Source organism: Actinacidiphila acidipaludis (genome assembly GCF_019890725.1).
GTDB lineage: Bacteria > Actinomycetota > Actinomycetes > Streptomycetales > Streptomycetaceae > Actinacidiphila > Actinacidiphila acidipaludis.
Window position 1 is genome coordinate 306,757 of the sequence record NZ_JAINZZ010000001.1, and the last position, 23,672, is coordinate 330,428.

At 71.6% G+C, this 23,672-nt stretch carries 24 protein-coding genes, 2 pseudogenes and 1 riboswitch; of the genes and pseudogenes, 17 read left to right on the plus strand and 9 right to left on the minus strand.

Annotated features, from left to right (window positions below; genetic code table 11):
• Nucleotides 1-79: 79 nt before the first annotated feature.
• Nucleotides 80-188, plus strand: a riboswitch (SAM riboswitch).
• Nucleotides 169-896 (plus strand): annotated as a pseudogene (locus tag K7862_RS01410) (GNAT family N-acetyltransferase). It overlaps the preceding riboswitch by 20 nt.
• Nucleotides 897-992: 96 nt before the next feature.
• Nucleotides 993-2,015 carry an LLM class flavin-dependent oxidoreductase gene (locus tag K7862_RS01415; RefSeq protein WP_222959558.1) on the plus strand — a complete coding sequence of 341 codons (1,023 nt, stop codon included), beginning with the start codon at nt 993-995 and terminating at the stop codon, nt 2,013-2,015.
• 114 nt (nt 2,016-2,129) lie between these two features.
• Here the strand turns inward: K7862_RS01415 and K7862_RS01420 are convergent, their stop codons facing one another.
• Complete coding sequence (locus tag K7862_RS01420) at nt 2,130-3,047, minus strand: hypothetical protein (protein WP_222959559.1); 918 nt, start codon at nt 3,045-3,047, stop codon at nt 2,130-2,132.
• A gap of 170 nt (nt 3,048-3,217) precedes the next feature.
• Between K7862_RS01420 and K7862_RS01425 the strand changes: the two genes are divergently transcribed.
• Nucleotides 3,218-3,979: a class I SAM-dependent methyltransferase gene (locus tag K7862_RS01425; protein ID WP_222959705.1), complete on the plus strand. Its 762-nt coding sequence runs from the start codon at nt 3,218-3,220 to the stop codon at nt 3,977-3,979.
• 64 nt (nt 3,980-4,043) lie between these two features.
• On the opposite strand, the gene K7862_RS01430 is transcribed toward K7862_RS01425, so the two are convergent.
• Nucleotides 4,044-4,559, minus strand: coding sequence for a hypothetical protein (locus K7862_RS01430; protein WP_222959560.1), 516 nt, complete (start codon nt 4,557-4,559; stop codon nt 4,044-4,046).
• Nucleotides 4,560-4,569: 10 nt separating this feature from the next.
• Nucleotides 4,570-4,830 (minus strand): DNA-binding protein, encoded by a 261-nt coding sequence (locus K7862_RS01435; protein WP_222959561.1) that lies wholly within the window; start codon nt 4,828-4,830, stop codon nt 4,570-4,572.
• Nucleotides 4,831-5,011: 181 nt separating this feature from the next.
• On the opposite strand from K7862_RS01435, the gene K7862_RS01440 reads away from it, so the two are divergent.
• From K7862_RS01440 to K7862_RS01495, 12 genes are all read left to right on the plus strand, one after another.
• Nucleotides 5,012-5,224 carry a hypothetical protein gene (locus K7862_RS01440; protein WP_222959562.1) on the plus strand — a complete coding sequence of 71 codons (213 nt, stop codon included), beginning with the start codon at nt 5,012-5,014 and terminating at the stop codon, nt 5,222-5,224.
• A 393-nt stretch (nt 5,225-5,617) separates the two neighbouring features.
• Nucleotides 5,618-6,064, plus strand: coding sequence for a MarR family winged helix-turn-helix transcriptional regulator (locus K7862_RS01445; protein ID WP_222959563.1), 447 nt, complete (start codon nt 5,618-5,620; stop codon nt 6,062-6,064).
• Nucleotides 6,065-6,466: 402 nt separating this feature from the next.
• Nucleotides 6,467-7,945: an AMP-binding protein gene (locus tag K7862_RS01450; protein WP_222959564.1), complete on the plus strand. Its 1,479-nt coding sequence runs from the start codon at nt 6,467-6,469 to the stop codon at nt 7,943-7,945.
• Entirely contained in the window at nt 7,942-8,199 is a 258-nt protein-coding gene (locus K7862_RS01455; protein WP_222959565.1) for an acyl carrier protein, read from the plus strand. Before K7862_RS01450 ends, K7862_RS01455 begins: the two co-directional genes overlap by 4 nt.
• Nucleotides 8,200-8,255: 56 nt before the next feature.
• Nucleotides 8,256-8,630: an ectoine synthase gene (locus K7862_RS01460; protein ID WP_222959566.1), complete on the plus strand. Its 375-nt coding sequence runs from the start codon at nt 8,256-8,258 to the stop codon at nt 8,628-8,630.
• Between the two features lie 136 nt (nt 8,631-8,766).
• Entirely contained in the window at nt 8,767-9,927 is a 1,161-nt protein-coding gene (locus tag K7862_RS01465; protein ID WP_222959567.1) for an acyl-CoA dehydrogenase family protein, read from the plus strand.
• 27 nt (nt 9,928-9,954) lie between these two features.
• Nucleotides 9,955-10,641 carry a transglutaminase-like domain-containing protein gene (locus K7862_RS01470; RefSeq protein WP_222959568.1) on the plus strand — a complete coding sequence of 229 codons (687 nt, stop codon included), beginning with the start codon at nt 9,955-9,957 and terminating at the stop codon, nt 10,639-10,641.
• Between the two features lie 18 nt (nt 10,642-10,659).
• Nucleotides 10,660-11,490, plus strand: coding sequence for a maleate cis-trans isomerase family protein (locus K7862_RS01475; RefSeq protein ID WP_222959569.1), 831 nt, complete (start codon nt 10,660-10,662; stop codon nt 11,488-11,490).
• A 230-nt stretch (nt 11,491-11,720) separates the two neighbouring features.
• Nucleotides 11,721-12,230: a nucleoside deaminase gene (locus K7862_RS01480; protein ID WP_222959570.1), complete on the plus strand. Its 510-nt coding sequence runs from the start codon at nt 11,721-11,723 to the stop codon at nt 12,228-12,230.
• Nucleotides 12,227-12,883, plus strand: coding sequence for a DsbA family oxidoreductase (locus K7862_RS01485; RefSeq protein ID WP_222959571.1), 657 nt, complete (start codon nt 12,227-12,229; stop codon nt 12,881-12,883). The genes K7862_RS01480 and K7862_RS01485 overlap by 4 nt, the downstream gene beginning before the upstream one ends.
• Before the next feature lie 155 nt (nt 12,884-13,038).
• A complete protein-coding gene (locus K7862_RS01490; RefSeq protein ID WP_222959572.1) occupies nt 13,039-13,359 on the plus strand; it encodes a DMT family transporter in 321 nt (106 codons plus the stop codon).
• A 70-nt stretch (nt 13,360-13,429) separates the two neighbouring features.
• A complete protein-coding gene (locus K7862_RS01495) occupies nt 13,430-13,855 on the plus strand; it encodes a DMT family transporter (RefSeq protein ID WP_222959573.1) in 426 nt (141 codons plus the stop codon).
• Between the two features lie 65 nt (nt 13,856-13,920).
• On the opposite strand, the gene K7862_RS01500 is transcribed toward K7862_RS01495, so the two are convergent.
• Nucleotides 13,921-16,167: an alpha-L-rhamnosidase-related protein gene (locus K7862_RS01500; RefSeq protein ID WP_222959574.1), complete on the minus strand. Its 2,247-nt coding sequence runs from the start codon at nt 16,165-16,167 to the stop codon at nt 13,921-13,923.
• Nucleotides 16,168-16,680: 513 nt separating this feature from the next.
• On the opposite strand from K7862_RS01500, the gene K7862_RS01505 reads away from it, so the two are divergent.
• Complete coding sequence (locus K7862_RS01505; RefSeq protein WP_222959575.1) at nt 16,681-17,469, plus strand: SDR family oxidoreductase; 789 nt, start codon at nt 16,681-16,683, stop codon at nt 17,467-17,469.
• 73 nt (nt 17,470-17,542) lie between these two features.
• On the opposite strand, the gene K7862_RS01510 is transcribed toward K7862_RS01505, so the two are convergent.
• The 5 genes and pseudogenes from K7862_RS01510 to K7862_RS01530 all read right to left on the minus strand — a co-directional run bounded on the left by K7862_RS01510 (nt 17,543) and on the right by K7862_RS01530 (nt 23,007).
• Complete coding sequence (locus K7862_RS01510) at nt 17,543-18,493, minus strand: PfkB family carbohydrate kinase (RefSeq protein ID WP_222959576.1); 951 nt, start codon at nt 18,491-18,493, stop codon at nt 17,543-17,545.
• The gene (locus K7862_RS01515) at nt 18,490-20,031 is read right to left on the minus strand and encodes a purine-cytosine permease family protein (protein WP_308011786.1); all 1,542 of its coding nucleotides are present in this window, start codon (nt 20,029-20,031) and stop codon (nt 18,490-18,492) included. Before K7862_RS01515 ends, K7862_RS01510 begins: the two co-directional genes overlap by 4 nt.
• Before the next feature lie 212 nt (nt 20,032-20,243).
• Nucleotides 20,244-21,245: pseudogene (locus K7862_RS01520) on the minus strand (ADP-ribosylglycohydrolase family protein); the annotation flags it as partial.
• Nucleotides 21,246-21,291: 46 nt separating this feature from the next.
• Nucleotides 21,292-21,999 (minus strand): GntR family transcriptional regulator, encoded by a 708-nt coding sequence (locus tag K7862_RS01525; protein ID WP_222959578.1) that lies wholly within the window; start codon nt 21,997-21,999, stop codon nt 21,292-21,294.
• Between the two features lie 120 nt (nt 22,000-22,119).
• Nucleotides 22,120-23,007, minus strand: a complete 888-nt coding sequence (locus tag K7862_RS01530; RefSeq protein WP_222959579.1) for a LysR family transcriptional regulator — start codon at nt 23,005-23,007, stop codon at nt 22,120-22,122.
• A gap of 70 nt (nt 23,008-23,077) precedes the next feature.
• Here K7862_RS01530 and K7862_RS01535 point away from each other — a divergent pair, with 70 nt between their 5' ends.
• A complete protein-coding gene (locus K7862_RS01535) occupies nt 23,078-23,395 on the plus strand; it encodes a hypothetical protein (RefSeq protein ID WP_222959580.1) in 318 nt (105 codons plus the stop codon).
• Nucleotides 23,396-23,672: the final 277 nt, after the last annotated feature.

Genomic DNA, 23,672 nt, shown 5'->3' on the forward strand with positions numbered 1-23,672 from the left:
CCCCTCCTGAGACGCTGTCCGAGTGCCGGACACCGCCGTTGACAGCGTTCCCGCCGCCGCTCTACGGTTCCGCGCAGAAGGTCATGAGTGTCAGCGACAAGCCCTGGCTCGCTGGCCGGCAACCCTCCCGTCGCGGCGGGGTGCCCCAGGTGAGGACCCGACCGGCCGATGTTCGGTAAGCGCGAGCCCCACGTCCTCGACAACCCCGCCTGGGCCGCCCTCACCGGCCCGCACGCACACCTCGCCGAACGGCACGGTCTGGCCGCCCGCTACCCGGCGGACGTGTCCCCGTTCGCCGCGCTCGCCACCCGTCCGACCCACGCGCCTGGGCGGACCTGGCCGAACTCGTCGGCCCGGGCGTCGCCACCCCCCTCACCGGAGCCGTGACCGACCCGCCCGACGGCTGGGAGCGCATCGACTCCATACCCGGCGTCCAGCTCGTCGCGACGGCCCTGCACAGCGTCCCGGACCCGGAGGCCGTGCCACTCGGCCCGGACGACGTGCCGGAAATCCTCGACCTGATCGCCCGGACCAAGCCCGGACCGTTCCTGCCTCGCACCATTGTGCTCGGCTGCTACCTCGGGCTTCGGCACGACGGGCGGCTGGTCGCCATGGCCGGGGAGCGGCTGCATCCACCCGGCTGGACGGAGATCAGTGCGGTGTGCACCGACCCGGACCATCGCGGCCGGGGCCTTGCCACCCGGCTGGTCCGCGCGGTGGCCGCCGGCATCCGCGCCCGCGGCGAGACACCGTTCCTGCACGCGGCAGCCGGCAACACCGCCGCCATCCGGCTCTACGAGTCCTTGGGCTTCACCCTGCGCCGCACCCCGCAGTTCGCCCTGCTGCGCTCGCCCGGCGAGCCCGGCGGAGACCACCGAGCCTTCACGAACCCGTGACCTCAGGGGGTGTCACGGCCCCCGGCGGACGCTCCTCGCCCTCGTGACCAGCGGCGGCCGGGAATCAAAGAGGGCTCCTGGACGCTGTGACATGGTGTGAAGAAGATCGGATTTCTCTCGTTCGGACATTGGTCGCCGAGTGTGCAGTCGGGGACGCGCTCTGCTGCCGACTTCCTGCACCAGTCGATCGATCTCGCGGTCGCCGCGGAGGAGCTCGGCGTGGACGGCGCGTACTTCCGCGTCCACCACTTCGCGCAGCAGGCCGGAAGCCCCTTCCCGCTGCTCTCGGCCATCGGCGCACGGACGTCGCGGATCGAGATCGGTACCGGCGTGATCGACATGCGGTACGAGAACCCGCTGTACATGGCGGAGGATGCCGGCGCCGCCGACCTCATCTCCGGCGGCCGGCTTCAGCTCGGCGTCAGCCGTGGGTCACCGGAGCAGGTGATCGACGGCTGGCGGTACTTCGGGTACGCCCCGGCCGAGGGTGAGACCGACGCGGACATGGCCCGGCGGCACACGGAGACGTTCCTCAAGGTGATCGAGGGCGACGGCTTCGCCCGGCCGAACCCTCGGCCGATGTTCCCCAACCCGCCGGGCCTGCTGCGTGTCGAGCCGCACTCCGAGGGTCTGCGCGACCGTATCTGGTGGGGCTCCGGCTCCAACGCGACCGCGGCCTGGGCGGCGAAGCTCGGCATGAACCTGCAGAGCTCCACGCTGAAGGACGACGAGACGGGCGAGCCGCTGCACGTCCAGCAGCGCAAGCAGATCGAGGCGTACCGCGCGGCGTACAAGGACGCCGGACACGAGCGCGAGCCGCGGGTGTCGGTCAGCCGCAGCATCTTCGCACTGACCACCGACACCGACCGCGCCTACTTCGGCCGCGACCGCAACTCGCAGGACCAGGTCGGCATGATCGACGAGAAGACCCGGGCGATCTTCGGCCGCTCGTACGCCGCCGAGCCCGACGAGCTGGTGAAGCTGCTCCAGGAGGACGAGGCCATCCAGGCCGCGGACACCGTGCTGCTCACCATCCCGAACCAGCTCGGCGTCGACTACAACGCCCACGTCCTGGAGAGCATCCTCACGCACGTCGCCCCGGCTCTCGGCTGGCGCTGACCGGCCGTCCGTCGGCGCGACCTGGCCCGTCGGGGCAAGGCGCGCGGACAGCGCGTCCTGACATGCCTGCAGAGGCCGAGTCCTGTGAGGTGCCCGGACGCCGAGGCTACGAGGTCAGAGGGTGCCGGCCGGGGCCTTGGCGTGAACGGCCCGGCCCAGGTTGGCGAACGTCGTGGTGACGTCGGTTCCGCCCTTCCGGACGGCCTTGACCACGACGGCCGGCCCCGAAGCGGCGACGTACAGGGTGACCGAGCTGGTGTCACCCGTCTGCGTCAGGGACACGACCTGCCGGCCGGCGACCGTGAGAGGTCCGCGTTCCTGCTTCAGCCCGTCGAAATCCGCCGTGACGTTGCCGACCGCGGTGGACAGCGAGCACATCTCCTCGATGTCGTAGGCGCCGAGCTGGGCCGGGGCTCCCTTGAGCCAGCGGCCCGAAAAGGTGACAAGCAGGTCAGCGTCTCCGTTACGCTCCCCCGCCCACGTCAGGAACGCGGCATCACCCTTCAGATAGGGCGTCATCCCGACGTGGATCACCTGGGCCTGACCGCCGCCGGCGCTGACATGCCCCACGCAGTCGCCGTTGCCCGCCACCGAGGACTCGGCGTGCACAGCCCGGCCCTGCTCGTCGCGGAAGTCCAGGGTCAGCGACGCGGACTTCTGGTCCGCCATCACCGCCGCAGTCCGTCGCCACAGGTCCAGCGGGCTCAGCTCCAGCGTCGGCCCGGTCGGCAGGGGTTCGGCCGTGGCAGAAGCCGCGGGGGCGCCTGTCGGCACGCGAATCGAGCCGGGATCAGGAGCCGACGGCAGAACCTGCGCCGGGACGGACGCTGCGGCCGGTCCTTTCTGTTGCTGGCCGGCCGCGGTTCCGCTGCCACCGCCGCAACCGGCGAGGACGACGGTGACAAGGCCGGCGATGACGCAGATCAGGGTGGGTCTGTGATGCACGGGGCGCTGTTCCTCAGGATGCGAAGTTCTTACTGGCACGCCTATGACCCACACCTCGGCCGTTTGGTTGCGCCGTGCGCGGTACACGTTTCTTCCCTGCCCAACTGGCGATGCTTCAGCGCGCAGAGAAGAGGGCTTCGTTGGGGAACGGCGTCGCGTCCCACGGGATTGGCGCGGCACGGGCGGCAGTTTCAAGTGGCGGCACTACCGTGGGGAAGGTGACGGGAATCGACGCCGACCGGCGGTGGTCCGAGTCCATGCCGGTGGCCTACGAGCAGTACCTCGTGCCCACGGTCTTCCGGCCCTTCGCCGAGGACCTGGCCGCCCGGGCGGCGGCACTCGCCCCTCGACGGGTTCTCGAACTGGCGGCGGGAACCGGCGTTTTGACGTCAAGCCTGCTGGCGGCAGTGTCCTCGGCCACGGTGACGGCCACCGACCTGAACGAGGCGATGGTCGCGTTCGGGTCCGTGCGCGCTCCGGGTGCGGAGTGGCGCCAGGCCGACGCGCAGAGGCTGCCGTTCCCGGACGGCGGCTTCGACCTGGTGGTCTGCCAGTTCGGCGTGATGTTCTTCCCTGACCGCGTCGCGGCCTTCACCGAGATCCGCCGGGTACTGGCTCCGGGCGGCCGGTTCCTGTTCAACACCTGGGGCCCGATCGGCACGCACGCCTTCGGAGCCGCATTCCAGGCCGGGCTCGAACAGGCCTTTCCCCTGGACGCACCGCAGTTCCTCCCGGCGATCCCGCACGGCTACAGCGACCCCGTCGTCGTGACCGCCGACCTCGCGGCCGCGGGCTTCACCGTCGAGGAGGAGCAGGAACTCGTCCTGGAGGGCCGGGCTGCGTCGGCCGCCGACGTCGCCACCGGCTTCCTCACCGGGACGCCGATGCGTGCGGCCGTCGAGGAACGCGGCGACAGACCGGAGGTACGGGCCACCGTCGTCCAGGAGATGACGGATCGCCTCGGCTCGGGACCGGTTACCGGCCCCATGACGGCCTACGTCTTCCGCGGCGCGGCATGACTGGGCTCGCCGCCGCGCCGCGCATCGCCTGTGCCGGCAGGTGGCTCCGGTGTCCGCCGCGTCCTCAGCCGGCACGCAGCATCGACTCGACGGCGGCCCTGGCTCTTCGCGCCGAGGGGACGCCGCGCATCGCGCTCACCGCGGCCGCAACCCAGGCGGGATCGCCCAGGCGCTCCCCCTTCCCGGCGGCGATCGTGTGACGCAACAGCGCGTCGGCCATGGTGATCTCTCGGCGTGTGTACTTCCTGACGTGGTGATCGAAGTCCGCGGACCACTCTTCGTACGGGTGCCGCAGCATCGCCGCTGCGCGAGAACCCTGACTGCCCACATACACGGCGCCGGCAAGATTCGCCGCGATCTTCGCCACGCGGATCAGCCGCTTCGAGTCGCCGCGCCGGCTGACCTGGGTTTCCAGGCCGAAGCTCATGAATCGCGGCCATCTCAGCTCGACCGTCTCCGCGCCGTCGGCCCAGTGTGAGATCCCGCGGGGCGTGAGCCTCACATGGGCACGGTCGGGGTCGCCGACGACCCATAGCCCGCCCGCGTATTCCAGCGGTCCGAACTCTCCGTCCACGTTCATTTTCCGTGCTTCAGAACCACTGGAACAGGTCCGCGGTGACGCGTCGCAGCTTTCTGGGCCAGGTGGCACGACGCATCCACTCCCGTTCCCTCTCGACGCTCGCCAGAGTCACGCCGGTCTCATGTTTCACCTCGGGTGCGGGGGCGAGATGGCCGGCCAGGAGCCGCCAGAAAACCCGCCCCCGGGATATCCCGAGCTTCTTCCCGGCTTCACGCAGGGAAAGCACTGTTCGGTCCGGCGACTGGATGGGCCGATCGGGCCGCATGGCCATGCCGCTCACCTCCGCCGCACCGGCCCCCTCACCGTAGCGCAGCCCCTCTCTCGGACGCCGCGGGGCCGGCGGCCGAGATCCCCACGGGAAGCGCATGGGTGCAGGTCGCGGGGCCAGGTAGGGTCGGCCCACTACGTGGGGCTGCCGTGCCCCAGGAAGACGTGAGGGTGGGGCGAGCAGCATGGCGATGAACGCGACGAGTACGACCGGTACGGAGTGGATGATCAAGGACGCCAAGGGGCGCAAGTACAGCTTCGACTCCTCCGAGGAGGCTTTCGCGGAGCTGGAGGAGTACGGAGAGGGGGCCACGGTGTGGACGCGGGACGTCTACCGGATCTTCTTCTTCACACGTTCCGCCGAGGGCTGGCGGCAGGTGGAAAAGCCGCGCTCATGAGCCACGCTGGTACGACCGTGAGCGAAGCCGTCTGCCGGCGCCGATGCGCGAGTTCGACGACCCGGAATGGCTGGAGCAGCCACGGAAGTACGACCGCGCCAGGAACGCAACCCTCGTCCGAAGTCCGGTGACCCGACTCGAGGCCGACGTCGCAACGTGCGGCAGCGCGGGATCTCTCCCTGCCGAGGTGCTCCTGGCGCCCCGGCGCCCAGCCACCCGTCCGCCGCGCCGAGCCCGGCACCCGGGCGCCTCGAACCGGCCGCGAACCCACTCCCATTCTTTGCCTGTACGTACAACTACCTACCCTGGCCCGAAGACGGAAATCCCGGGCGGAGCCAAACCTTGCATGAGCATGTATCTTGGCTAGTCAACATTGCTTGGGAGGACTCCACGATGACTGCCATCCCTCAGGCGCCCGCCGCCTCCTCTGACCAGGCCATGTGGAGCAAGGTCCTCACCTTGCACGCGTACGTCGAGCGCCAGTTGACCCAGGCACTGCAGCGCAGGCATGGCATAGGGCTGTCGGAGTTCCGCGCCCTGGAATGCCTCACGAACACCGCCGAGGGCGAGCTGCGGATGCAGGACCTGGCCGACAAGGTGGGCCTGAACCAGAGTTCGGTGACGCGCCTGGTCGCCCGTCTGCACACCGCGGGCTTCGCGGTGCGCGACCTGTGCCCGGACGACAAGCGCGGGGTCTACGCGGTGATCACCGACGAGGGTCGTCAGCGTTACGCGGCCGGCCGCGCCACCTACGGCGAGGTGCTGAGCTCGGCGCTGAACACGGCCGGAGCCGTCTCCTCGCTCGGCGCGACGGTCCAGGCGCTCCGCAGCGGCGTCTGACCCGGAGGGCACCGCCACCGCCACCGCCACAACACCGCACCACCACCCCCGCCGCCGGCCCGCCCAACCCTGCGCGACCTCGACCTCGCCCGGCCCCGTCCCGGCTCCCCCACCCGGCCCGCGCGGCACCCTCCTGGCGCTCCGTCATCTCCGAAACGCCGCCCCCTCCGCCCCCGGAGTTACGTGACCTCCGTCATATCTTAGGCAATGCATGCTTGACTCTGCATGCATTGCCGCTACGGTGAGAGACGGAACGATCACGGGGGGGCGTGAACGAAGCCGGCGCTGATCCACGAGCGCGTCGACTTCGGCATGTGATCCTTCTGGCGCGGATTCTTCCGGCGCCCTCCCCCGCACCGAAGACCAACTTCCTGTCGATGTCGGGATGAGCAAGGGGGAACCGTGCCTTCATTACGCCTGTGTGACGCGCTCGCCGCCCATGCGCGGGACCGGCCCGGAGCCGTGGCTCTGGTGCTGGGCGAACAGGTGACGACCTACCGCCGGCTGGCCGACCTCGCGGACGCACTGGCCGACCGGCTGGACCGCCTGGCCGCGGACCGCGGCCGGCCGTTGTGCGTCCCCGCCCACAAGACACCGGGGACGATCGCCCTGCTCGTCGCGGCCTTCCGGGCGGGGTACGCGGTTCTGGCTCCGTCACCCGAACTGGGCCCCGCGGCACGGGCAGAGCTCACCGCGCAGGCCCGCTGCTCCGCCGTCCTCACCGTCGACGACGACGGAGTCCTGCACCGCGACACCGTCGTCCAGGACGACGCGGCGGCTCGCGGATTCGACGTCCCCGACCCCGCCGTCGCACCGCTGCTGCTGACCACCTCCGGGTCGACCGGAACGCCGAAGATCGTGCCCGTCGAGGCCGCCGCCTTCGACCGGTTCGCCGACTGGGCCACCGGGCACTTCGGCCTCGACGCGGGCGACACGCTGCTCAGTTACGCCCCGCTCAACTTCGATCTGTCGCTGCTCGACGTCTGGACCGGGCTGCGGCTCGGCGCCGCAGTCGTGCTCGTCGGGCAGGCGGCCGCCACCGATGCCCGCCGCCTCCACCAGGCGGTCGCGGAGCACGAGGTCACCTTCGTCCAGGGTGTCCCCCTGCTGTACCGGCTGCTGACGCAGGACGACGTCCGTTATCCCCACGTCCGTACGGTGATCTGCACCGGTGACGCGACACCACGCCCGCTGCTGGCCAGGCTCGGTGCGGCCTTCCCCCGTGCCCGCTTCCACAACGTGTTCGGCTGCACCGAGACCAACGACAGTTTCCTCTACGGCATCGATCCGGCGACCGCGGGCGAGCGGATCCCGATCGGCCGTCCGCTGCCGGGGGTGCGGGCGCTGCTCGTCGACGACGCGGCGCGGATCCTCGACGGCCCCGGCACCGGCGAACTCTACGTCTCGACGCCGTTCCAGACCTCCGGGTATCTGCAACGCGAGCGCAATGCGGGGGTGTTCGTGCCGGCGCCGGACGGCGGCCCCGAGGTCTTCTACCGCACGGGCGACGTCGTCACCCGGGACGCCGACGGCCTGCACTGGCTCGACGGGCGCACCGACTTCCAGGTCAAGGTCCGCGGCGTGCGCACCAACCTGCAGGAAGTCGAGAACGTCCTGGTCACCCACCCGGACGTCGCCGAGGCGGCCGTGGTGGCCCTTCCCGACCCGGAGGCGGGCTACCGGCTGCACGCGCAGGTGACCCGGCGGCCCGGCACCACCCTCAGCTCCCTGCCGTTGCGCACCCACAGCGCCGCACATCTGCCGCGCCACGCGATCCCCTCCTCCGTCCAGGTGAGCGACGCACCCCTGCCGCGCACCGCGACCGGAAAACCTGACCGCAACCTCATCAAGGCACTGCATCAGAAGGGACATCAGGCATGAGCAATCTGCCGCAGGAGATCCACGCCTACGTCGTCGGCGAGTTCCTCGACGGTGAGGACCCCGCCGATCTGACGCCGGAGTTCGACCTGATCGAGAGCGGAATCGTCGACAGCCTGGGGCTGGTCCGCATGGTCTCGCACCTCGCCGGTGCCTACGCCATACCCATCGACGACATCCCGCTGAAGCCGGAGCACTTCCGCAGCATCGGCGCCATCGCCGCCTTCGTCGAGACCGCGACACGGGCGGCGGCCTGAGTCTCCGGGACATCCCGGAATCCCCCCACCCTCCGTAACCCGAAGGAGTTCTGACCATGATCGTTCGAAGCACCAGCGACGTCGTCCCCGTCGAGTGGGGCAACGGCACCAGCCACCGCCTGCTGACCGAGGGCGACGGCATGGGCTTCACCGTGTGCGAGACGCTGGTCCGCAAGGGCACGTCGAGCTCACTGCAGTACCGCCGCCACCTGGAGGCCTGCTACTGCACCGGCGGTTCCGGGGAGGTCGTCACCAAGGACGGAACCCGTTTCAAGATCACGGAGGGCACCATCTACGCCCTCGACGAGAACGACGCGCACCACCTCATAGCCTCCGACTACGAGGACCTGCGCCTGATATCCGTCTTCAGCCCGGCCCTGCGCGGCGACGAGAAGCACACCCTCTCCCCCGACGGCTTCTCGCAGTACTGAGTCTCCCCGTACCGCTTCTCCCGGTACTGAGTCCTCCCCGTACTGAGTCCCCCCCGTACTGAGTCCCGCGTTCCGGGGCCCGTCCGCCACGGGCCCCGGAACCTCCGCGCACCCCTCCCGGAAGGCCGGTACAGCCATGACCCACCCCTCCGCACACCCTGCACCGACAACCTCCGACACCGTCCCCGACCCGTACGCCCTCGCGGCGCCCTGGGCCGAGGAACTCAACCGTGACATCGCGGAGTTCGACGCCCGCGCCGAATTCCCCTGGGAGAAGTGGAAGACCGTTCAGCGCTCGGGGATCCTGGCGCTGCCGTTCGAGGAGCGTTACGGCGGCCGCGGCGGCAGCCTCACGGACACCATGCGCGCCCTGGAAGGACTCGGCCGCGTCTGCCGCGACGCCGGCCTGTCCTTCTCCGCCTCCACGCAGATCGTCAGTGCCGGTGTGCCGCTCCAGGCGTTCGCCCGCCAGGACCTCGCCGCCCGCTTCCTGCCCCGGATCGTCTCGGGCGAGCTCATCACGGCGCACGCCATCACCGAGCCCGAACACGGCTCGGACGCCACGAACATCACCACCACCGCGTGGCGCGACGGTGACGACTACGTCCTCGACGGCGGCAAGACGTTCATCACCAACGCGCCGATCGCCGATCTCTTCCTGGTGTACGCGCGCACCGGGGCACCCGGTCCGTTCGGCCTGAGCGTCTTCCTCGTGGAGCGGGACACCCCCGGCCTGAGGATCGGCGAGCCGCTCGCCAAGATGGGGCTGCGCACCTCGCCGCTGAGCGAGGTGGTCTTCGACGGGCTGCGGGTGCCCGCCGCCCACCGCGTCGGCAACGAGGGCGCGGGTTTCCTGATCCTCGACCACGTCATGAAGCGGGAGATCCTGTTCTCGTTCTCCCTCACCCTCGGCGAGATGGACGACCGCCTGGAGCGGGTGATCCGCTACGCGAAGACGCGCCGGCAGTTCGGCGAGGCGATCGGACGGTTCCAGGGCGTGTCGCACCGGATCGCCGACATGAAGATCGCGGTCGAGAGCTCCCGCAAGTGGCTCGCCGACACCGGCGCCAAGGTCGAGGCCGGCCGGGACGCCGCGCTCGACATCGCCGCGACCAAGACCGTGGTGAGCGAGGCCAACAAGGCCACCGCCCTGGACGCGATGCAGATCTTCGGCGGCCAGGGCTACCTGACCGGCACCGGCATCGAGCGCGAAGTCCGCAACGCCGTCGCCGGAACGATCTACTCCGGCACCAGCGAGATCCACCGCAACCGCATCGCCGCCCTGCTGGGCCTGTGAACACGCGGCGCTGACGAAAGGGTGACCATGAACGCCATCACGAGCGCCGAGCACTCCCGGCTCACCGCGCCCACCACCTTCCTGGACTACGAGACGGACGCCGTCCAGGCCTTCGTCGATCACGCCGTCACCGACCGCGGCGCGGACAAGAGACGGCTGGCCGTGGAGCTGTACTACGCGGTCCGCGACGACGTCTTCTACGAGGTGTACGGCGCGGACCTGTCCCCCGAGGGGCTGCGGGCGAGCCGCACCGCGACGACCAGGAAGGGCTTCTGCCTGCACAAGTCGGCCCTGTACGCGGCCGCGTGCCGGGCGGTGGGGATCCCCGCGCGCCTGCACTACGGCGACGTGCGCAACCATCTCGCCTCCGACCGGCTGCGCGCCCACATCGGCGGGGACGTCTTCTTCCACGGCCTCAACACCGTTCACCTGGACGGCAGGTGGGTGAAGGCCACCCCGGTGTTCAACAAGATCCTGTGCCGTCTGTACGGGATGACGCCGCTGGAGTTCGACGGCACCGCCGACAGCGTGCACCACCCGTTCGACGAACAGGGCAACAAGAGCATGGAGTTCCTCACCGACCACGGCGACTTCGACGACGTCCCCTACGAGTTCGTCATGTCCACCATGCGCGCCAAGCACCCCCGCTTCCTCGACGGCAGCGGCACCGGCACCGTCCGCGGCGGCTCGCTGACCGCCGAGGCCCAGGCCTGAGCTGAAGGAGTGACCCACATGAGCAACGTCCAGGCCGAGAAGGACGGCTGGGAGGCCCGGGCCCGGGTCGGCGTGGTCGTACCCCACGCGGACGTCGGCCCGGAGTCGGAGTTCCAGGCGATCGCCCCCGACGACGTCTTCGTCCACGGTTCGCGCGTGCACTTCGGCGCGATGCGCGCGGGCGGGGAGATGGACCCGAAGATCCCGCACGATCCCGTACGGGCCTTCGTGGAGCCGCCGTTGATCGACGACGCCGTCGAACTGCTCGCCGCCTCACCGCTCGACGTCATCGCGCTGGGGTTCACCAGTTCCGCGTACGTGCTCGGCGCGGACGGCGAGAGGGCGCTGTTCGAGCGGCTGGCGCGCCGTACCCGCGGCATCCCGCTCACCGGCACCACGGCCGCCGCCGTCAGCGGCTTCACCGCACTCGGCGCCCGCAGGGTGGCGATCGTCAATCCGCCGTGGTTCGACGACCGTCTTTCCGGGCTCGGATCCGCCTACTTCACCGAGCAGGGCTTCGCGGTCGTCCACCACGGCCCGTGCGGCCTGCCGAGCAACCAGAAACTGATCACCCCGGAGGCACTTTCGGACTGGATCCGGACCACGGTGGCCGGGCACCGGCCGGACGCCGTCCTGGTCGCCGGCAACGGGATCCGGGCGGTCGGTGTCGTCAACGCGCTGGAGTGCGAGCTGGACTTCGCCGTCCTGACCGCCAATCAGGTGCTCTTCTGGCACGCTCTGCATCTGGCCGGCGCGCAGGAGGCCGCCCGACGGATCACCGGTTACGGGCGCCTGTTCGAGCTGGCTCCCGCGGAAGCGCGGCCGCAGCCCTCCGGCGCGGTGGCGTGATGCCTCCCGGGCCCGTGCGGAAGGACCCGCACGGGCCCGGGAGCCGCCCGGCCCACCGGACGTCACTGTTTGTGCGATCAAGTACTGGCCGGGATGCGTGGGCTCGCCTCCGGCTGCGTTGACAAGCGAATATGGGCTCCTGTACAACCTGATTGCCCGTCCGAAAGTTGCTGACGGGTTTTTGCGGCCCTCAAGATATATGTCCGTACAAGCAAATACCAGGGGGACCCATGCCTGACAGCACGGCACCCACGACCGGTGGCTCCTTAGCCGAGAACGACCTGACCGCGCACGTCCGTGAAGCGGTGCGGATCAGCCGCGAGCACGTCGCCCGGGGCGGCATCCCGTTCTCCGGCCTGGTGGTCAACGACGGCCGCGTGCTCGGCACCGGCTTCAACCGGGTGCGCGAGGACAGCGACCCCACCGCCCACGCCGAGGTGGTGGCGCTCCGGGCCGCCACGGCCAGGTACGGCCTGCACGCCACCGCCGGGGCCACGCTGATCGCCTCCGGCGAGCCCTGCGCCCTGTGCTACATGGCGTCGCTGTACTTCAACGTCGGCCACATCGTCTACGCGGCCGACCGCCGGACGGCCGCGCGGTACGGCTTCGACTACTCCGGCTCGTACAAGATCTTCGCCGAGGACCCGGCGACGTGGGGGCTGGAGGTCACCTCGCTGCGGGTGCCGGAAGGGACCCAGCCCTTCGAGGAGTACCTCGCCGTGAACCGGGGGCGGCGATGACGGCGACGCGGACCGGCACCGTCGGCATCAAGGTCTGGTCGGACTACGTCTGCCCTTTCTGCATGCTGGCCGAGGGCCCCCTGCACGAGGCCACCCGGGACCTGGACGTCGCGATCACCTGGATGCCGTTCGAACTGCGGCCCCACCCGACGCCCACCCTGCGACCCGAGGACCCCTACCTGCCGGCGATCTGGGCGCGCTCGGTCTACCCGATGGCCCGCCGGATGGGCGTGGACATCACCCTGCCCACCGTCTCGCCGCAGCCCTACACCCGGCTGGCGTTCGAGGGCTACCAGTACGCGGCCGAGCACGGCAGGGCCGCGGAGTACACGCCACGCGTGCTGCGGGCGTTCTTCCAGGAGAACCGGGACATCGGCGACGTCGACGTCCTCGCCGGCATCGCCTCCGAACTGGGCCTGGACGCGGCGGACTTCACCCGGTCCCTGAGCGAGGGCAGCTACGCCGAGGCCCACCAGGAGGCGCTGCGGACCGCCTCCGCCCACCGTGTCCAGGTCGCTCCGACGATCCTCGTCGCCGACCGCCACCGCATCGAGGGCGTGCCCACCGCGGCCCAGATCCGCACAGCCGTACTCGACGCCCGGGCCGAGCAGGCGATCGCCCGGGGTGACGCCTGCGGACTCGATGGCTGCTGACATGCCGTACGGCAGCCCTGTGCCGGTCAACTCCCGCCGCATACAGGCGACCTGACGCCCGCCAGGCCACCGCGGGCCGACCGGCCGGCACCCGGCACCCCGCCCCGGCACCTCACACCGTGGCACCTCGATCTTCACCCGACGAAAGGACTGCCATGCAGTGGCTGTACCTGGCCATCGCCGACATCTTCGAGATCACCGTCGCCATCGCGGCAGGCAAGGCCGAAGGCTTCAAGAACCGCCCGTGGACGGTCGTCACGCTCCTCAGCGGCGCCATCGGGACCTACTTCCTCAGCAAGGCGCTCCTGACGTTCGACGTCGGCGTCGGCTACGCCATCTGGACGTCCATCGCCGGCATCGGCATCACCCTGCTGGGCGTGCTGCTCTTCAACCAGCGCCTGGACTGGCGCAAGGCGCTCGGCATCCTCGTGATCATCGCCGGGGTCGTCGGCCTCCAGCTCAGCGGCGCGGCGTAGGACCCGGCCGCCGGACCCGCCGCCCCTGCCTGGCCCATCTCTACGAATCTCTACGAAAGGACCCCGGTTCATGCCCAACTCCGGCCGCTCCTCCGCCAATCCGTGGCTCGTGCTGCTCCTCGCCGGGGGGTTCGAAGTCGGCTACGCGCTCTCCGTGGGCGGAAGCCACGGCTTCACCCGTCTGACGTGGTCGCTGGTCGCCGTCGTCTTCTTCCTGCTGACCCTGTGGGCCCTGAGCGTCGCGCTCCGCTCGATCGAGGTCAGCATCGGGTACGCCGTCTGGGCCGGAATCGGCTCAGCCGGCGCCGCGCTGCTCGGTCCGGTCTTCTTCGACGAGGGGCTCAGCGCGTTCCAGGCCTTATGGCTGGGGGTGATCATCGTCGGCGTGGTCTGGCTCAAGCTCGCGGACCGGCCGCAGCAGGCACCCTCCGCGGACCCGCAGAACACCCCGCAGGTCGCCGTCGCCCCGCACGAGCCCCAGGACGCCCGGCGCTGACGCCCCGCCCCCACGCATGACCTGTCCCGGGACCCCGGCTGTCGGCCGGGGTCCCGGGCCGTGGACTACAGGTTCTGCGCGTGCGCGACGTGGTGGCCGGCCCGCACGCCGTCCATGTACACGTACTGGCCGTCGCTGGTGACGTGCGCCCCGCCGACCGCGTGCGAGCCGTCCCAGACCAGGCGTCCGTCCAGACGGACACTCACCCTCTTGCCCCGAGTCGGGACGGCGAGCCGGCCCGACGTGCCGGACGGGGTTGTCGCGTGGAGCTGGAACCCCTGGGGGAGCGCCTGCCAGGAGACGGCGATGGCGCCGTGCGGCGTGGGCACACTCCCCTGCGCCCAGGTCAGACCGGCCGGGTGCGGCACGACCGCGTAGCCGGCGAAGCCCGCTCCGGTCGGCGTCACACCGAGCACCTGGTCGGTCAGGGTGACGGTGGGGCCGGAGGCCCAGCCGTGGGCGAGGCTGGTGAACTGGCTGATCCCCGGGTCGCCGGCGGCGTCGGCCTTCTCCCACCAGGTGCTGCCCGGATCCTTGGAGAGCATGTAACCCCAGAAGGTGCGCATCAGCTGCAGGCCGCTCGCCTGCGTGTCCCCGGTGGAGTCCGGCACCGCGAGGCGGGCACTGGCCTCGAAGCCGCTGGGCAGCGGCTCGTACATCGGCCCGATCGCGGACTTGGGGGCGCTGGGCGAGACCGTGAGGGAGCCGTAGCCGCTCCAGTTGTTCCGGTGGAGGTAGTCCATGGCGCGCTGTGCCTGGCCCGCGTCGGCGACGCCGGCCAGCACCGCGGTGGCGTTGGCGTCCTGCGGGTACACGCCGGGCGTCTCACGGGAGAGCCGGTAGGCGCCGGTGGTGGCGTCCCACAGCTGATCGTTGATCGCCTGCTTCAGCGCCATGGAGCGTGCGGCGTACGTGGCCGCGTCCGGCGCCGCGCCACGGGCCCTGGCCAGCTCGGCCATCTCGTCGAGGTTCCGGGCGTAAAGGGCGTTGACGTACGTCTCGTGGCCGCAGTCGCTGTAGCCGTAGTGGCCGCACGACCCGGAGGCGGCGAACGCGATCAGGCCCTGCGGGTCCTGGCCGCGGACCGACTCCAGCCAGGTCATGGCCTTGGTCAGCGAGGGCCACCACCTGTCGAGGTAGGCGCGGTCGCCGGTGTAGAGCCAGTGCTCGTAGTGGTTGTGGACGAACCAGGTCACGTACTCGCCGTACGTGCGGATCTCGTCCTCGTTGTGCCGGCCGACGAGGCTCTCGGCGGGTACGTAGCCGTCGGAGAGCTGCTGGGCCGACAGGGAGGACAGCGAGTTGTCGACCGCCGCCAGGTCGCCGGTGCTCAGGTAGGTGACGGGGGCCTGGATCGCGAGGTCGCCCTGCCAGACGATCCGGTCGCGCTTGGCGCCGTCGAAGATGACCTCCTGGTCCGGGTCGGCGTACGGCACTTGGGAGTCGGCGTGGTCGGGCTCCCCCGCCGCGTACGGCCAGCTCTTGGCCGTGTCCGACATCCAGGTGTCCATCTGCACGGTGTACGCGCCGGCGTACCAGATCTTGTTGAGCTCGTTGTCGCTCGACAGGAACCAGCCCTGGTAGCCGGCCGGGTCCGCCTGCTTCGGCACGGCGTCGAAGTCCAGTGAGACGCCGTCCACGTCGACCCAACCGGGACCGTCCAGGAAGAGCGTCGCGTAGCGGAAGCCGCCGCGTATCTGACGGTCCGTCACGGAGCCGGGCAGCTTCGAGGGGTCAAGGGACAGGGTGTGGCTGTCGGCGTCGTAGCCGTAGGTGACGCCGGGGTAGCCGGTCCAGATGTTCGCCGTGTCGCAGCCGGGCGCGTACCCGGCCTCACCGCTGTTGGCCTGCGGTGTGGTGGCCGCGAACTGCCGGGACTCGCTGAAGCAGACGTGCAGCGTGGGCGGCGTCGTCGAGGCGCCGGCGAGGTGGACCGCGATCTTCCCGCCCACCTCCTTGCCGAAGTCCAGGGTGAGCAGCGGCGACTGGGTGCGGTCTCCGTCGCTGACCAGCCGCACCGGCGTGGCGGACCCGCCCAGCGCGGCCTTCGGGTCGCCCTGGACGGCGCCGCCCCGCGGATCGGCGGACAGGACCGAGACCGGCGTGACCACATGGCCGGCCGGGGCCAGCACGTAGGGCCGCCAGTCACCGGGCCGGGGCTGGTAGGTGCTGTCCGTCCAAGGCCCGGACGGGTGCGTCGCGGGAGCCGCCGCGACCGCCGAGGGCGCGGCCGGGCCCACCGGCAGGATCGCGGCCAGTGCCGCGCCGATGGCCACCGTCAGCGCGGTCTTGCGCGTGCGATGTCTGGACATCGTCATCATCTCCCTCAGTCCCGGAGGCTGGTGATTGGTACGTTTCAATCGCCGCTCCGGCGAGGCTAGCCACGCCCTCGGGTTGAATCAACGGTTCAACCAGGATCTCTCCAAAAGGGCGTCACCAGAGGCTGGTTGCTCGCGTTTCCGCAGTTCCACGCCGTGGATCGCGCCCGCCGAACTGGGGGCGACGGACCGAGAGCGGGCGTCCTCCGATCACCGGGGGCGCCCGGCGCCGCCCGCACCGCAGCGTCGGCCAGGACCTTCACCGGCCCCTTACCGGCAACGTTTCAGAGCCGCACCCGTCCCGGCGCCCCGTGACCGGCCGGACGGCTCCGGAGCCGCACCGGGCGCCGGGACGTGGCTGGGTGGCCCTGCCGGTACCTGCCTGGCCAGGGCCACCTCCGGGCCGTCGGGGCCAGTCGGGCGGTGCTCTGCTTGAAGCCAGGGGCCGACGCGGCGGACGCCCGGGGCCCCCTCCCTACCCACGCTTCTTCCGGAAGGTGTCACCCCATGACCACCGAGACCTCTGCCACGGCCGCCGCCAAGCCCCTGGACGGCCGGGTGGCCGTCATCACCGGCGCCTCCAGCGGCATCGGCGAGGCGTCGGCCGAGCACCTGGCGTCGCTCGGCGCGAAGGTCGCCGTGCTGGCGCGGCGCGCGGACCGGCTGGACGAGCTGGTCGCCCGCATCGCCAAGAACGGCGGCACCGCCGTGGCGATCGCCGTCGACGTGACCGACGCCGCCGCGGTGCGGGCCGCGGCCGACCGTGTCGAGGCGGAACTGGGCGGCGCGGACCTGCTCTTCAACAACGCGGGCGTCATGCTGCCCGCGCCCGTCGAGGAGCTGCGTGCCGACCAGTGGCAGCGCCAGATCGACCTGAACGTCTCCGGGCTGATGAACGTCATCGGCGCGTTCACCCCGCAGCTGGTCCGGTCCGCCGGCGAGCGCGGCGTGGCCGACCTGATCAACACCTCGTCGAGCGCCGCGCAGAACCTCTACCCCACCTTCGCCGTCTACGCCGCCACGAAGGCGTTCGTCTCGCACCTGTCGAAGCACCTCCGGGTCGAGCTGGGCCCGAAGCGGGTGCGGGTCTCCGCGATCGAGCCCGGGATCGTGGGCACGGAGCTGCAGGAACACGTCACCGACGTCGGCGCCCGCGCCTGGCTGGAGGGGTCGAAGGAGACCATCGACTGGCTGGTGCCGGACGACATCGCGCAGACGGTGGGCTTCATCGCCTCCCTGCCGCTGCGGGTCAACCTCCCGCAGGTCTTCATCATGCCGACGGCCCAGCCCAGCTGACACCGCACGGCCCGGCCAGGCGTTGCGCGCCGGGCCGCTGCGGCCGTCGCGCCGAAACCGCCGAGCCCCGAGCTCAGGACGAGGGTGGTGCCGAGCGCTCGAAAGCGGCCAGTTCGGCACGGGTGGGGCCGGTGGCCGGCCCGCGCCGTGTGACGGCGTACGCGGCGGCCGCGTTGGCCCGGGCCGCGGCCGCGAGGGGCGCGGCGCCCTCGGCGAGCGAGGCCAGGAACGCGCCCAGGTGGGCGTCCCCGGCGCCGTTGGGATCGACGGCCTCGACCCGGCGGCCCGCCGCGTGGGCCGCGCGGTCCTGGCCCGCGGGGGTGACCCAGCAGCCGTCCGCGTCGCCACGCACCACCAGCCCGGCCGCCGTTCGGGCCCGGAGCGCGGCCGACACGTCGGCGGCCGCCGCCGCGGGCTCCGTGAGGCCGGTCAGCAGACCGGCCTCACGCCGGTTGCAGCTGAGCCAGTCGGCGCGGGCCAGCACCGTGCGCAGCGCCTCGGCCGGGATGCCGTCGGCCAGCGGTCCCGGATCGAAGCTCAGCAGGACGTCCGCGGGCAGCGCCCGTACCAGCGCGGTGAGGGCGTCCGAGGTTCCCCGCCCGGCGAGGCCGTAGCCGGAGACGTGCACGAAGTCCCCCGGCCGCAGTCGTTCGAGCAGCACCGCGATGTCCGCTTCGTCCAGCCGGCCCTCGGCCCCGTTCGCGGTGACGAAGGTGCGCTCCGACGTCTCGACCAGGGCGACGCAGAAGCCGGTGTCCTCGTCGGGGGCGGGCGGCAGCAGCACGCCCACGGCCTCCCGGGCGAGGCCCTCCCGCGCCCGGTCGCCGAACGGCCCGGTGCCGTGGGCGCCGGCGTACACGGCGGGCAGTCCGAGCCGGCGCGCGGCGGTGAGGACGTTGAACCCGCCGCCCGGGGTGAACTCGGCGCCCTCGGCGAACAGGTCGCCGCCGCGCGCGGGCAGCCGGGGCACGCGCATCACGAGGTCGACGAGAACGCCGCCGGCCAGATACAGCGTGCGGCTCATGACCCGCTCCTGACCGGGGTCCCCAGAGCGGTCAGGTCGTCATGACCGCCGGTGCCGGTCTCGGCGCCCTCCGGGCGTTCCGCCGCACGCGACCGGGGCGACAGCTTGCGCAGTACCAGGTACAGCCCGGCCGCCACGACGAACGTGACCGCCCAGCCGAGTCCGCTGGTGCCCAGCCACGAGTGGGACCAGGGTCCCGAGAACCACACGTCGGTGGGGCTCGTCTCGACCTCGGTCAGCATCAGGCCGACCACGATGGCGACCGCCCACGACACCACCGCGGGCCAGTTCAGGCCGCCCCGGTACCAGTAGCGGCTGCCGGGCCGGGTCTGCAGCAGCGCTGCCGGGTCGTACCGGCGGCCCAGCGCGGTGTCGGTGCCGAACACGCCGACCCACGCGGTGATCGGCACCGCGAGGATGGTCAGGAACGTGGTGAAGGGACCGTAGAAGCTGCCCGCGATGAGCATGAAGTAGATACCGCCCGCGAGGGTGACGACCACGTCGATGCCGACGGCGATGGTCCGCTTCGTCTTGATGCCCAGCGTCACCAGCGTCAGTCCCGCCGAGTACACCGACAGATGGTTGGAGAGGAGCAGGCCGCCGAAGGCGGCGATCAGATACGGGACGGCCATCCAGCTCGGGAGCATGGCGTGGATGGCGGCGATCGGGTCGGAGGCCGTGGCCAGCCCCGGGTCCCCGGCGGTGAGGAGCGCGCCCAGCGAGATCAGCAGCACCAGCGGGATGCCGGCCCCGGTCGCGGAGGCGATCACCAGACGTCCCCCGGGTATCTTCCGGGGCAGGTAACGGGCGTAGTCCGCACCGGCGTTGGCCCAGCCGATGCCCGTGCCGGCGGCGATCACCCCGGCTCCGCCGATCATCGCGCTGACCGAACCGGCGCCGGCGCTCGACACCTTGTGCCAGTCGACGGTGTCGATGAGGAAGCCCATCACCACCAGGTTGAGCACCCCGAAGACGTACGTCGCCCAGCGGTTGATCCACATGATGGTGGCGTGTCCGAGCCCGCTGATCAGCAGCGTGCAGCAGATGAAGACCAGCAGGCAGATCACGGTGAGGACGTCGTTCTGCCGCCAACCGAAGGCCGCCGCCAGCAGGGCGAGCAGCGCGTAGGCGGCCGTGGTGGTGTTGATGGTCTCCCAGCCGACCCGGCTGATCCAGGTGATCAGCGTGGGGCCGAGGTTTCCTCGCGCGCCGAAGACGGCCCGGGACAGGGTCATGGCCGGCGCTCCGCCGCGCTTGCCGGCGATGCTCAGCGCGCCGACGATCGCGAAGGAACCGGCCGAGCCCACCGTCGCCACCAGGGCCGACTGCCAGAAGTTCAAGCCGTGGAACGCCACGAGGGTGGCGCCGAGCGGCAGTCCGAGAATGCTGATGTTGGCCGCGAACCACGTCCAGAACATCTGCCCGGCCCGGCCGTGGCGTTCCACGTCGGGTACGGGTTCGATACCGCGGCTTTCGACGGCGCCGACCTTGTCCGGTGCCGTCTGCTGCGGGGTGGCGCTCACCGTTGAGTCGCTCACGTGTGCCTCCTGGTGGTCGGTCGGATGTGGTCTCAGCGACCGGTGGGGCGGCCGGGGGCGCCGTGATCGGCGGGCTCGGCGGGTTCGGCGGGCTCGGCGGGTTCGGCGGGTTCGGCGGGTTCGGCGGAGTCGGCGTTCACTGCATCGACGGCGTCGACGGCATCGCCGGCCGGCTCGGAACGGTCGGCGCGGTCGGCGGGCTCGGAACGGTCGCGGAGTGCGAGGAGCCGCTCGGCCAGCGCGCGGAGTTCGAGGGCCGCGTTGACCCGGTCGAGGGTGGCCACCGCGTCCGCGGGAAGCGCCTCAATGCCGGCCACGGACCCCGCGATCGCGCAGGCGATGGCGGCGATGGTGTCGCTGTCGCCGCCGAGGTTGGCCGCCAGCAGGCCGCAGCGCCAGGGATCGTCCCCGGCCAGAGCGAGCACCGCGAAGGCCGCGGGGATGGATTCCTGGCTGGCCACGCTCGTGCCGATCAGCTCGCTGATCAGATCGACCGCCCGTTCGTCGGGCACTCCGGCGACGACCTCACGGGCCCACACGATCCGGGTGGCGATGTCGCCCCCCGCGATCCAGTTGCCGCGGGTGACGCCCTCCCGGGCGGCGGCCACGGCGGCGTCCAGCGCCGCGTGGAGGCCGAGGCCGGAGACGCCCGTGCTCACCGCCGCCGCGACCGCTGCGGCGCCGGCGACGCCGATCGTCGTCGCGTGGGTGACCTGGCAGGATTCCAGGACGTGGTCCACGAAGCCGGCGACGTCGCCACCGTGTCCGACCGGGAAGGCGATCCCCACAGGCGTGACCCGCATGGCGGCTCCGTTGGTGGTGCCGGTCCTGGCGGCTTCCTCGATGGGGGTGCCGGCGGCGACGGCTTCGAGCGCGGCCTTGGTCGACGGCCCGAGCAGGTCGAAGGAGCCGCGGGCCTTCATCTCCGCCTCCCAGCCGAGCAGCCGCTCGGCCAGCAGGTGCGGGTCGATGCTGCCGTCGCCCTCGACGAGAAGACGGCCCAGCAGCACGGCCTGTTCGGTGTCGTCGGTGACGCTGCCGGCCGGGAGCCCGGCGGCGACCGGATTCTCGGGCGGGCCCGGTTCGAAGCCGGTCACCCGGCCGTACCGGCGGGCGATGGCCGAGCGGGACATGATCTGGGTGGGCATCCCGAGCGCGTCGCCGAGCGCGAGGCCGTAGAGCGCGCCGAGCGCGCGGTCACGAAGGTGGTTCATGTGATGTCTTCTGTGTCGTCCGTGATGTGCTTGGTGCCGCTGCTGGTCAGAAGGTGAGCTCGAGACGGAAATGTTCCGGCGCCAGCCAGCTGGTGACGTGCTCCACAAGGCGCTCCTCCGCGTCCCTGCTGGTGCGCTCGACCTTGAGGAAGACCTCCCCCTCGGCCCGTCCCAGGCTCCGCGCCTCCGCCGCGGGCAGCGGGGCGACCTCGGCGCTCTGCCGTCCGCCCGCCTCGAACAGCCCGGCGGCGGTCAGCGTGCGGCGCAGCGAGTCCTCCACCAGCCCCGTTCGCGGCACCTCGGCGAGTTCGGGGACCAGCCGGGAGCGGCTGAGTTCCAGCGAGACGCCGAGTCCGTCGGGCAGCGTCCGCACGCGATCCAGGTGCAGGAACCGCGCCGCCGGGTCCAGCCCGAGCCGCGCCGCGAGAGCGGGGTCGGGTCCGGCCTCCAGGCGGAGGGTACGGGTGGTCAGCCGGATCCCACGACCGGCGAGGGCGGCCGCCCACCCGCGGGGGTCGTCCAGCGGGGCACCGTCGAAGGTGACGACGGAACCGATCCCGGCCCGGGTGGCGATCAGGCCCTGTTCACTCAGTGCCCGCAGCGCCTGCCGGACGGTGGTCCGGCTGACCGCGAACCGCTCGGTCAGTGCGTGCTCTCCGGGAAGCCGGCTGCCCTCGGGCAGCCGTCCGGCACGGATCTCCTCAGCGAGCGTCGCGACGATGCGCTGGTGCTTGGCGGGTACGGCGGCTGTCATGGCGCGACGGTATACACACCTGTCCAGTCCTGTCTAGCCCTGTCTGCTCCTGTCTGAAGTCGCTGCTCCGGCATCACACGCACCACCACGCGTGGAGTGACCGGCGGGAGCGTCCACCCGTCACGCGGAGCCGTCGGCGCCGCGGAGCTCCCGGCCGACCGCGAGCGCCGCCGTCACGAACGAGCCCACCAGCGGAGACGCCTCGTCGTGCGGCGGCCACGCCACGACGATCCGGCTCTTCGGCGCGTCGGAAAGGGGAACGCACACCACACCCGCCGGTGCGGGGTACACCAGCGAACGCGGCAGCACGGCGACCACCCGCCCGACGGCGACCAGCGAGTACAACTGGGCGATGTCCGCGACCTGCGGCCCGGCGTCCGCACCCCAATCCCCCGCGACCTCGTCGGGGACGCCCTGCCACCGCGGCAACGTCTCGTGCTCCAGGTCCGCCAGCCGCAGCGCGGGCCGGGAGGCCAGCGCATGGCCCGCGGGCAGGACCGCGACGCGTTCCTCGACGCAGAGGGTCTCGTGCGCGAGCCCGTCGAGGGGATCGAACGGCACGTACAGCAGCGCGACATCGGCCCGCCCGGCCCGCAGGTGGTCCACGCGGTCGGCGGGACCGCTGAAGAGGATCTCCACCCGGCGGGCGTCGGGCTGTGTGGCGTAGGCGGCGAGGATCGCGGACAACAGACCCGCGTCGCCCCCGGGTTTGAGGACGAGCCGCAACCGCCCTCCCGCGTCACCGGCCCGCCGGGCACGGTCCGCGGCGACGCTCACCGCGTCCAGGGCGTGGCGGCCGTGGCGCAGCAGTGCCTCGCCCGCCGGGGTGAGCGTCACCTGCCGGCTGGACCGCACGAACAAGGGGACGCCGAGCCGCTTCTCCACGCGCCGCACCGCCTTCGACAACGCGGGCTGGGCGATGCGCAGTCGCTGCGCGGCCCGGCCGAAGTGCAGCTCCTCGGCAACCGCGACGACGTACTCGATCTCCCGCGTCTCCAGCTCGGCCATGCCTCCAGGTTATCGGTCATGGCCCAACGGATCTTGGACGCGACTCCCCGACCGCTGTTTCGATGACCCCATGATTCAGCACACGATGCTCGTCGCCTTCGACGAGCCCATCCCGGACACCGAGCTCGACCGATTCCTCCAGGACATCGAAAAGGTGATGCTCGACTCCGGACACGTCCAGAGCTCCTCGGCCAGGCGCCACATCCCCGTGCCCGGCGAGGAGGCCATCCCCGCGCTGATCGCGACGGCCGTCCTGCGGTTCGGCGTCGCCGACCAGGAGGCCCTCGCCGCCGCCTTCGCGGCCCCCGGCGCCGAGGAGGTCATCCACCACTGGCAGGCCAGGCACCCGTACAAGGTCGCGTGGGTGAATCACACGCCGCTGGACTGACGAGGGCCTGCCCTGGTCAGTCGCCCGGACGGACACCTCCGCCGGATCGACAACGCGCCGTGCCTGCGCGCGGGCTGGGCGAGGCCGCGTCGCGCAGAGCAGCCTCGCCCGGCCCGCACCGCGTCACGTCGGCAGCATCCGCCATGCGCGCCCGGACCGTTCGCTCCGTCCGGCGAGCACGGTATGCGGTGAACGCCGGCCCGCGGCAGCCTCGGCACCCCGGGTAATCGACTGGCGACGGAAGTCGGCTTCGTCATGCGGCAGTTGCGCCGCTCCA

Coding starts and splice junctions, on each gene's coding strand:
- K7862_RS01425 (WP_222959705.1), top strand. CDS start 3,218: ATGCCGGTGGCCTACGAGCAGTACCTCGTGCCCACGGTCTTCCGGCCC.
- K7862_RS01430 (WP_222959560.1), bottom strand. CDS start 4,559: ATGAACGTGGACGGAGAGTTCGGACCGCTGGAATACGCGGGCGGGCTA.
- K7862_RS01435 (WP_222959561.1), bottom strand. CDS start 4,830: ATGGCCATGCGGCCCGATCGGCCCATCCAGTCGCCGGACCGAACAGTG.
- K7862_RS01440 (WP_222959562.1), top strand. CDS start 5,012: ATGGCGATGAACGCGACGAGTACGACCGGTACGGAGTGGATGATCAAG.
- K7862_RS01445 (WP_222959563.1), top strand. CDS start 5,618: ATGACTGCCATCCCTCAGGCGCCCGCCGCCTCCTCTGACCAGGCCATG.
- K7862_RS01455 (WP_222959565.1), top strand. CDS start 7,942: ATGAGCAATCTGCCGCAGGAGATCCACGCCTACGTCGTCGGCGAGTTC.
- K7862_RS01460 (WP_222959566.1), top strand. CDS start 8,256: ATGATCGTTCGAAGCACCAGCGACGTCGTCCCCGTCGAGTGGGGCAAC.
- K7862_RS01465 (WP_222959567.1), top strand. CDS start 8,767: ATGACCCACCCCTCCGCACACCCTGCACCGACAACCTCCGACACCGTC.
- K7862_RS01470 (WP_222959568.1), top strand. CDS start 9,955: ATGAACGCCATCACGAGCGCCGAGCACTCCCGGCTCACCGCGCCCACC.
- K7862_RS01475 (WP_222959569.1), top strand. CDS start 10,660: ATGAGCAACGTCCAGGCCGAGAAGGACGGCTGGGAGGCCCGGGCCCGG.
- K7862_RS01480 (WP_222959570.1), top strand. CDS start 11,721: ATGCCTGACAGCACGGCACCCACGACCGGTGGCTCCTTAGCCGAGAAC.
- K7862_RS01485 (WP_222959571.1), top strand. CDS start 12,227: ATGACGGCGACGCGGACCGGCACCGTCGGCATCAAGGTCTGGTCGGAC.
- K7862_RS01490 (WP_222959572.1), top strand. CDS start 13,039: ATGCAGTGGCTGTACCTGGCCATCGCCGACATCTTCGAGATCACCGTC.
- K7862_RS01495 (WP_222959573.1), top strand. CDS start 13,430: ATGCCCAACTCCGGCCGCTCCTCCGCCAATCCGTGGCTCGTGCTGCTC.
- K7862_RS01500 (WP_222959574.1), bottom strand. CDS start 16,167: ATGTCCAGACATCGCACGCGCAAGACCGCGCTGACGGTGGCCATCGGC.
- K7862_RS01505 (WP_222959575.1), top strand. CDS start 16,681: ATGACCACCGAGACCTCTGCCACGGCCGCCGCCAAGCCCCTGGACGGC.
- K7862_RS01510 (WP_222959576.1), bottom strand. CDS start 18,493: ATGAGCCGCACGCTGTATCTGGCCGGCGGCGTTCTCGTCGACCTCGTG.
- K7862_RS01525 (WP_222959578.1), bottom strand. CDS start 21,999: ATGACAGCCGCCGTACCCGCCAAGCACCAGCGCATCGTCGCGACGCTC.
- K7862_RS01530 (WP_222959579.1), bottom strand. CDS start 23,007: ATGGCCGAGCTGGAGACGCGGGAGATCGAGTACGTCGTCGCGGTTGCC.
- K7862_RS01535 (WP_222959580.1), top strand. CDS start 23,078: ATGATTCAGCACACGATGCTCGTCGCCTTCGACGAGCCCATCCCGGAC.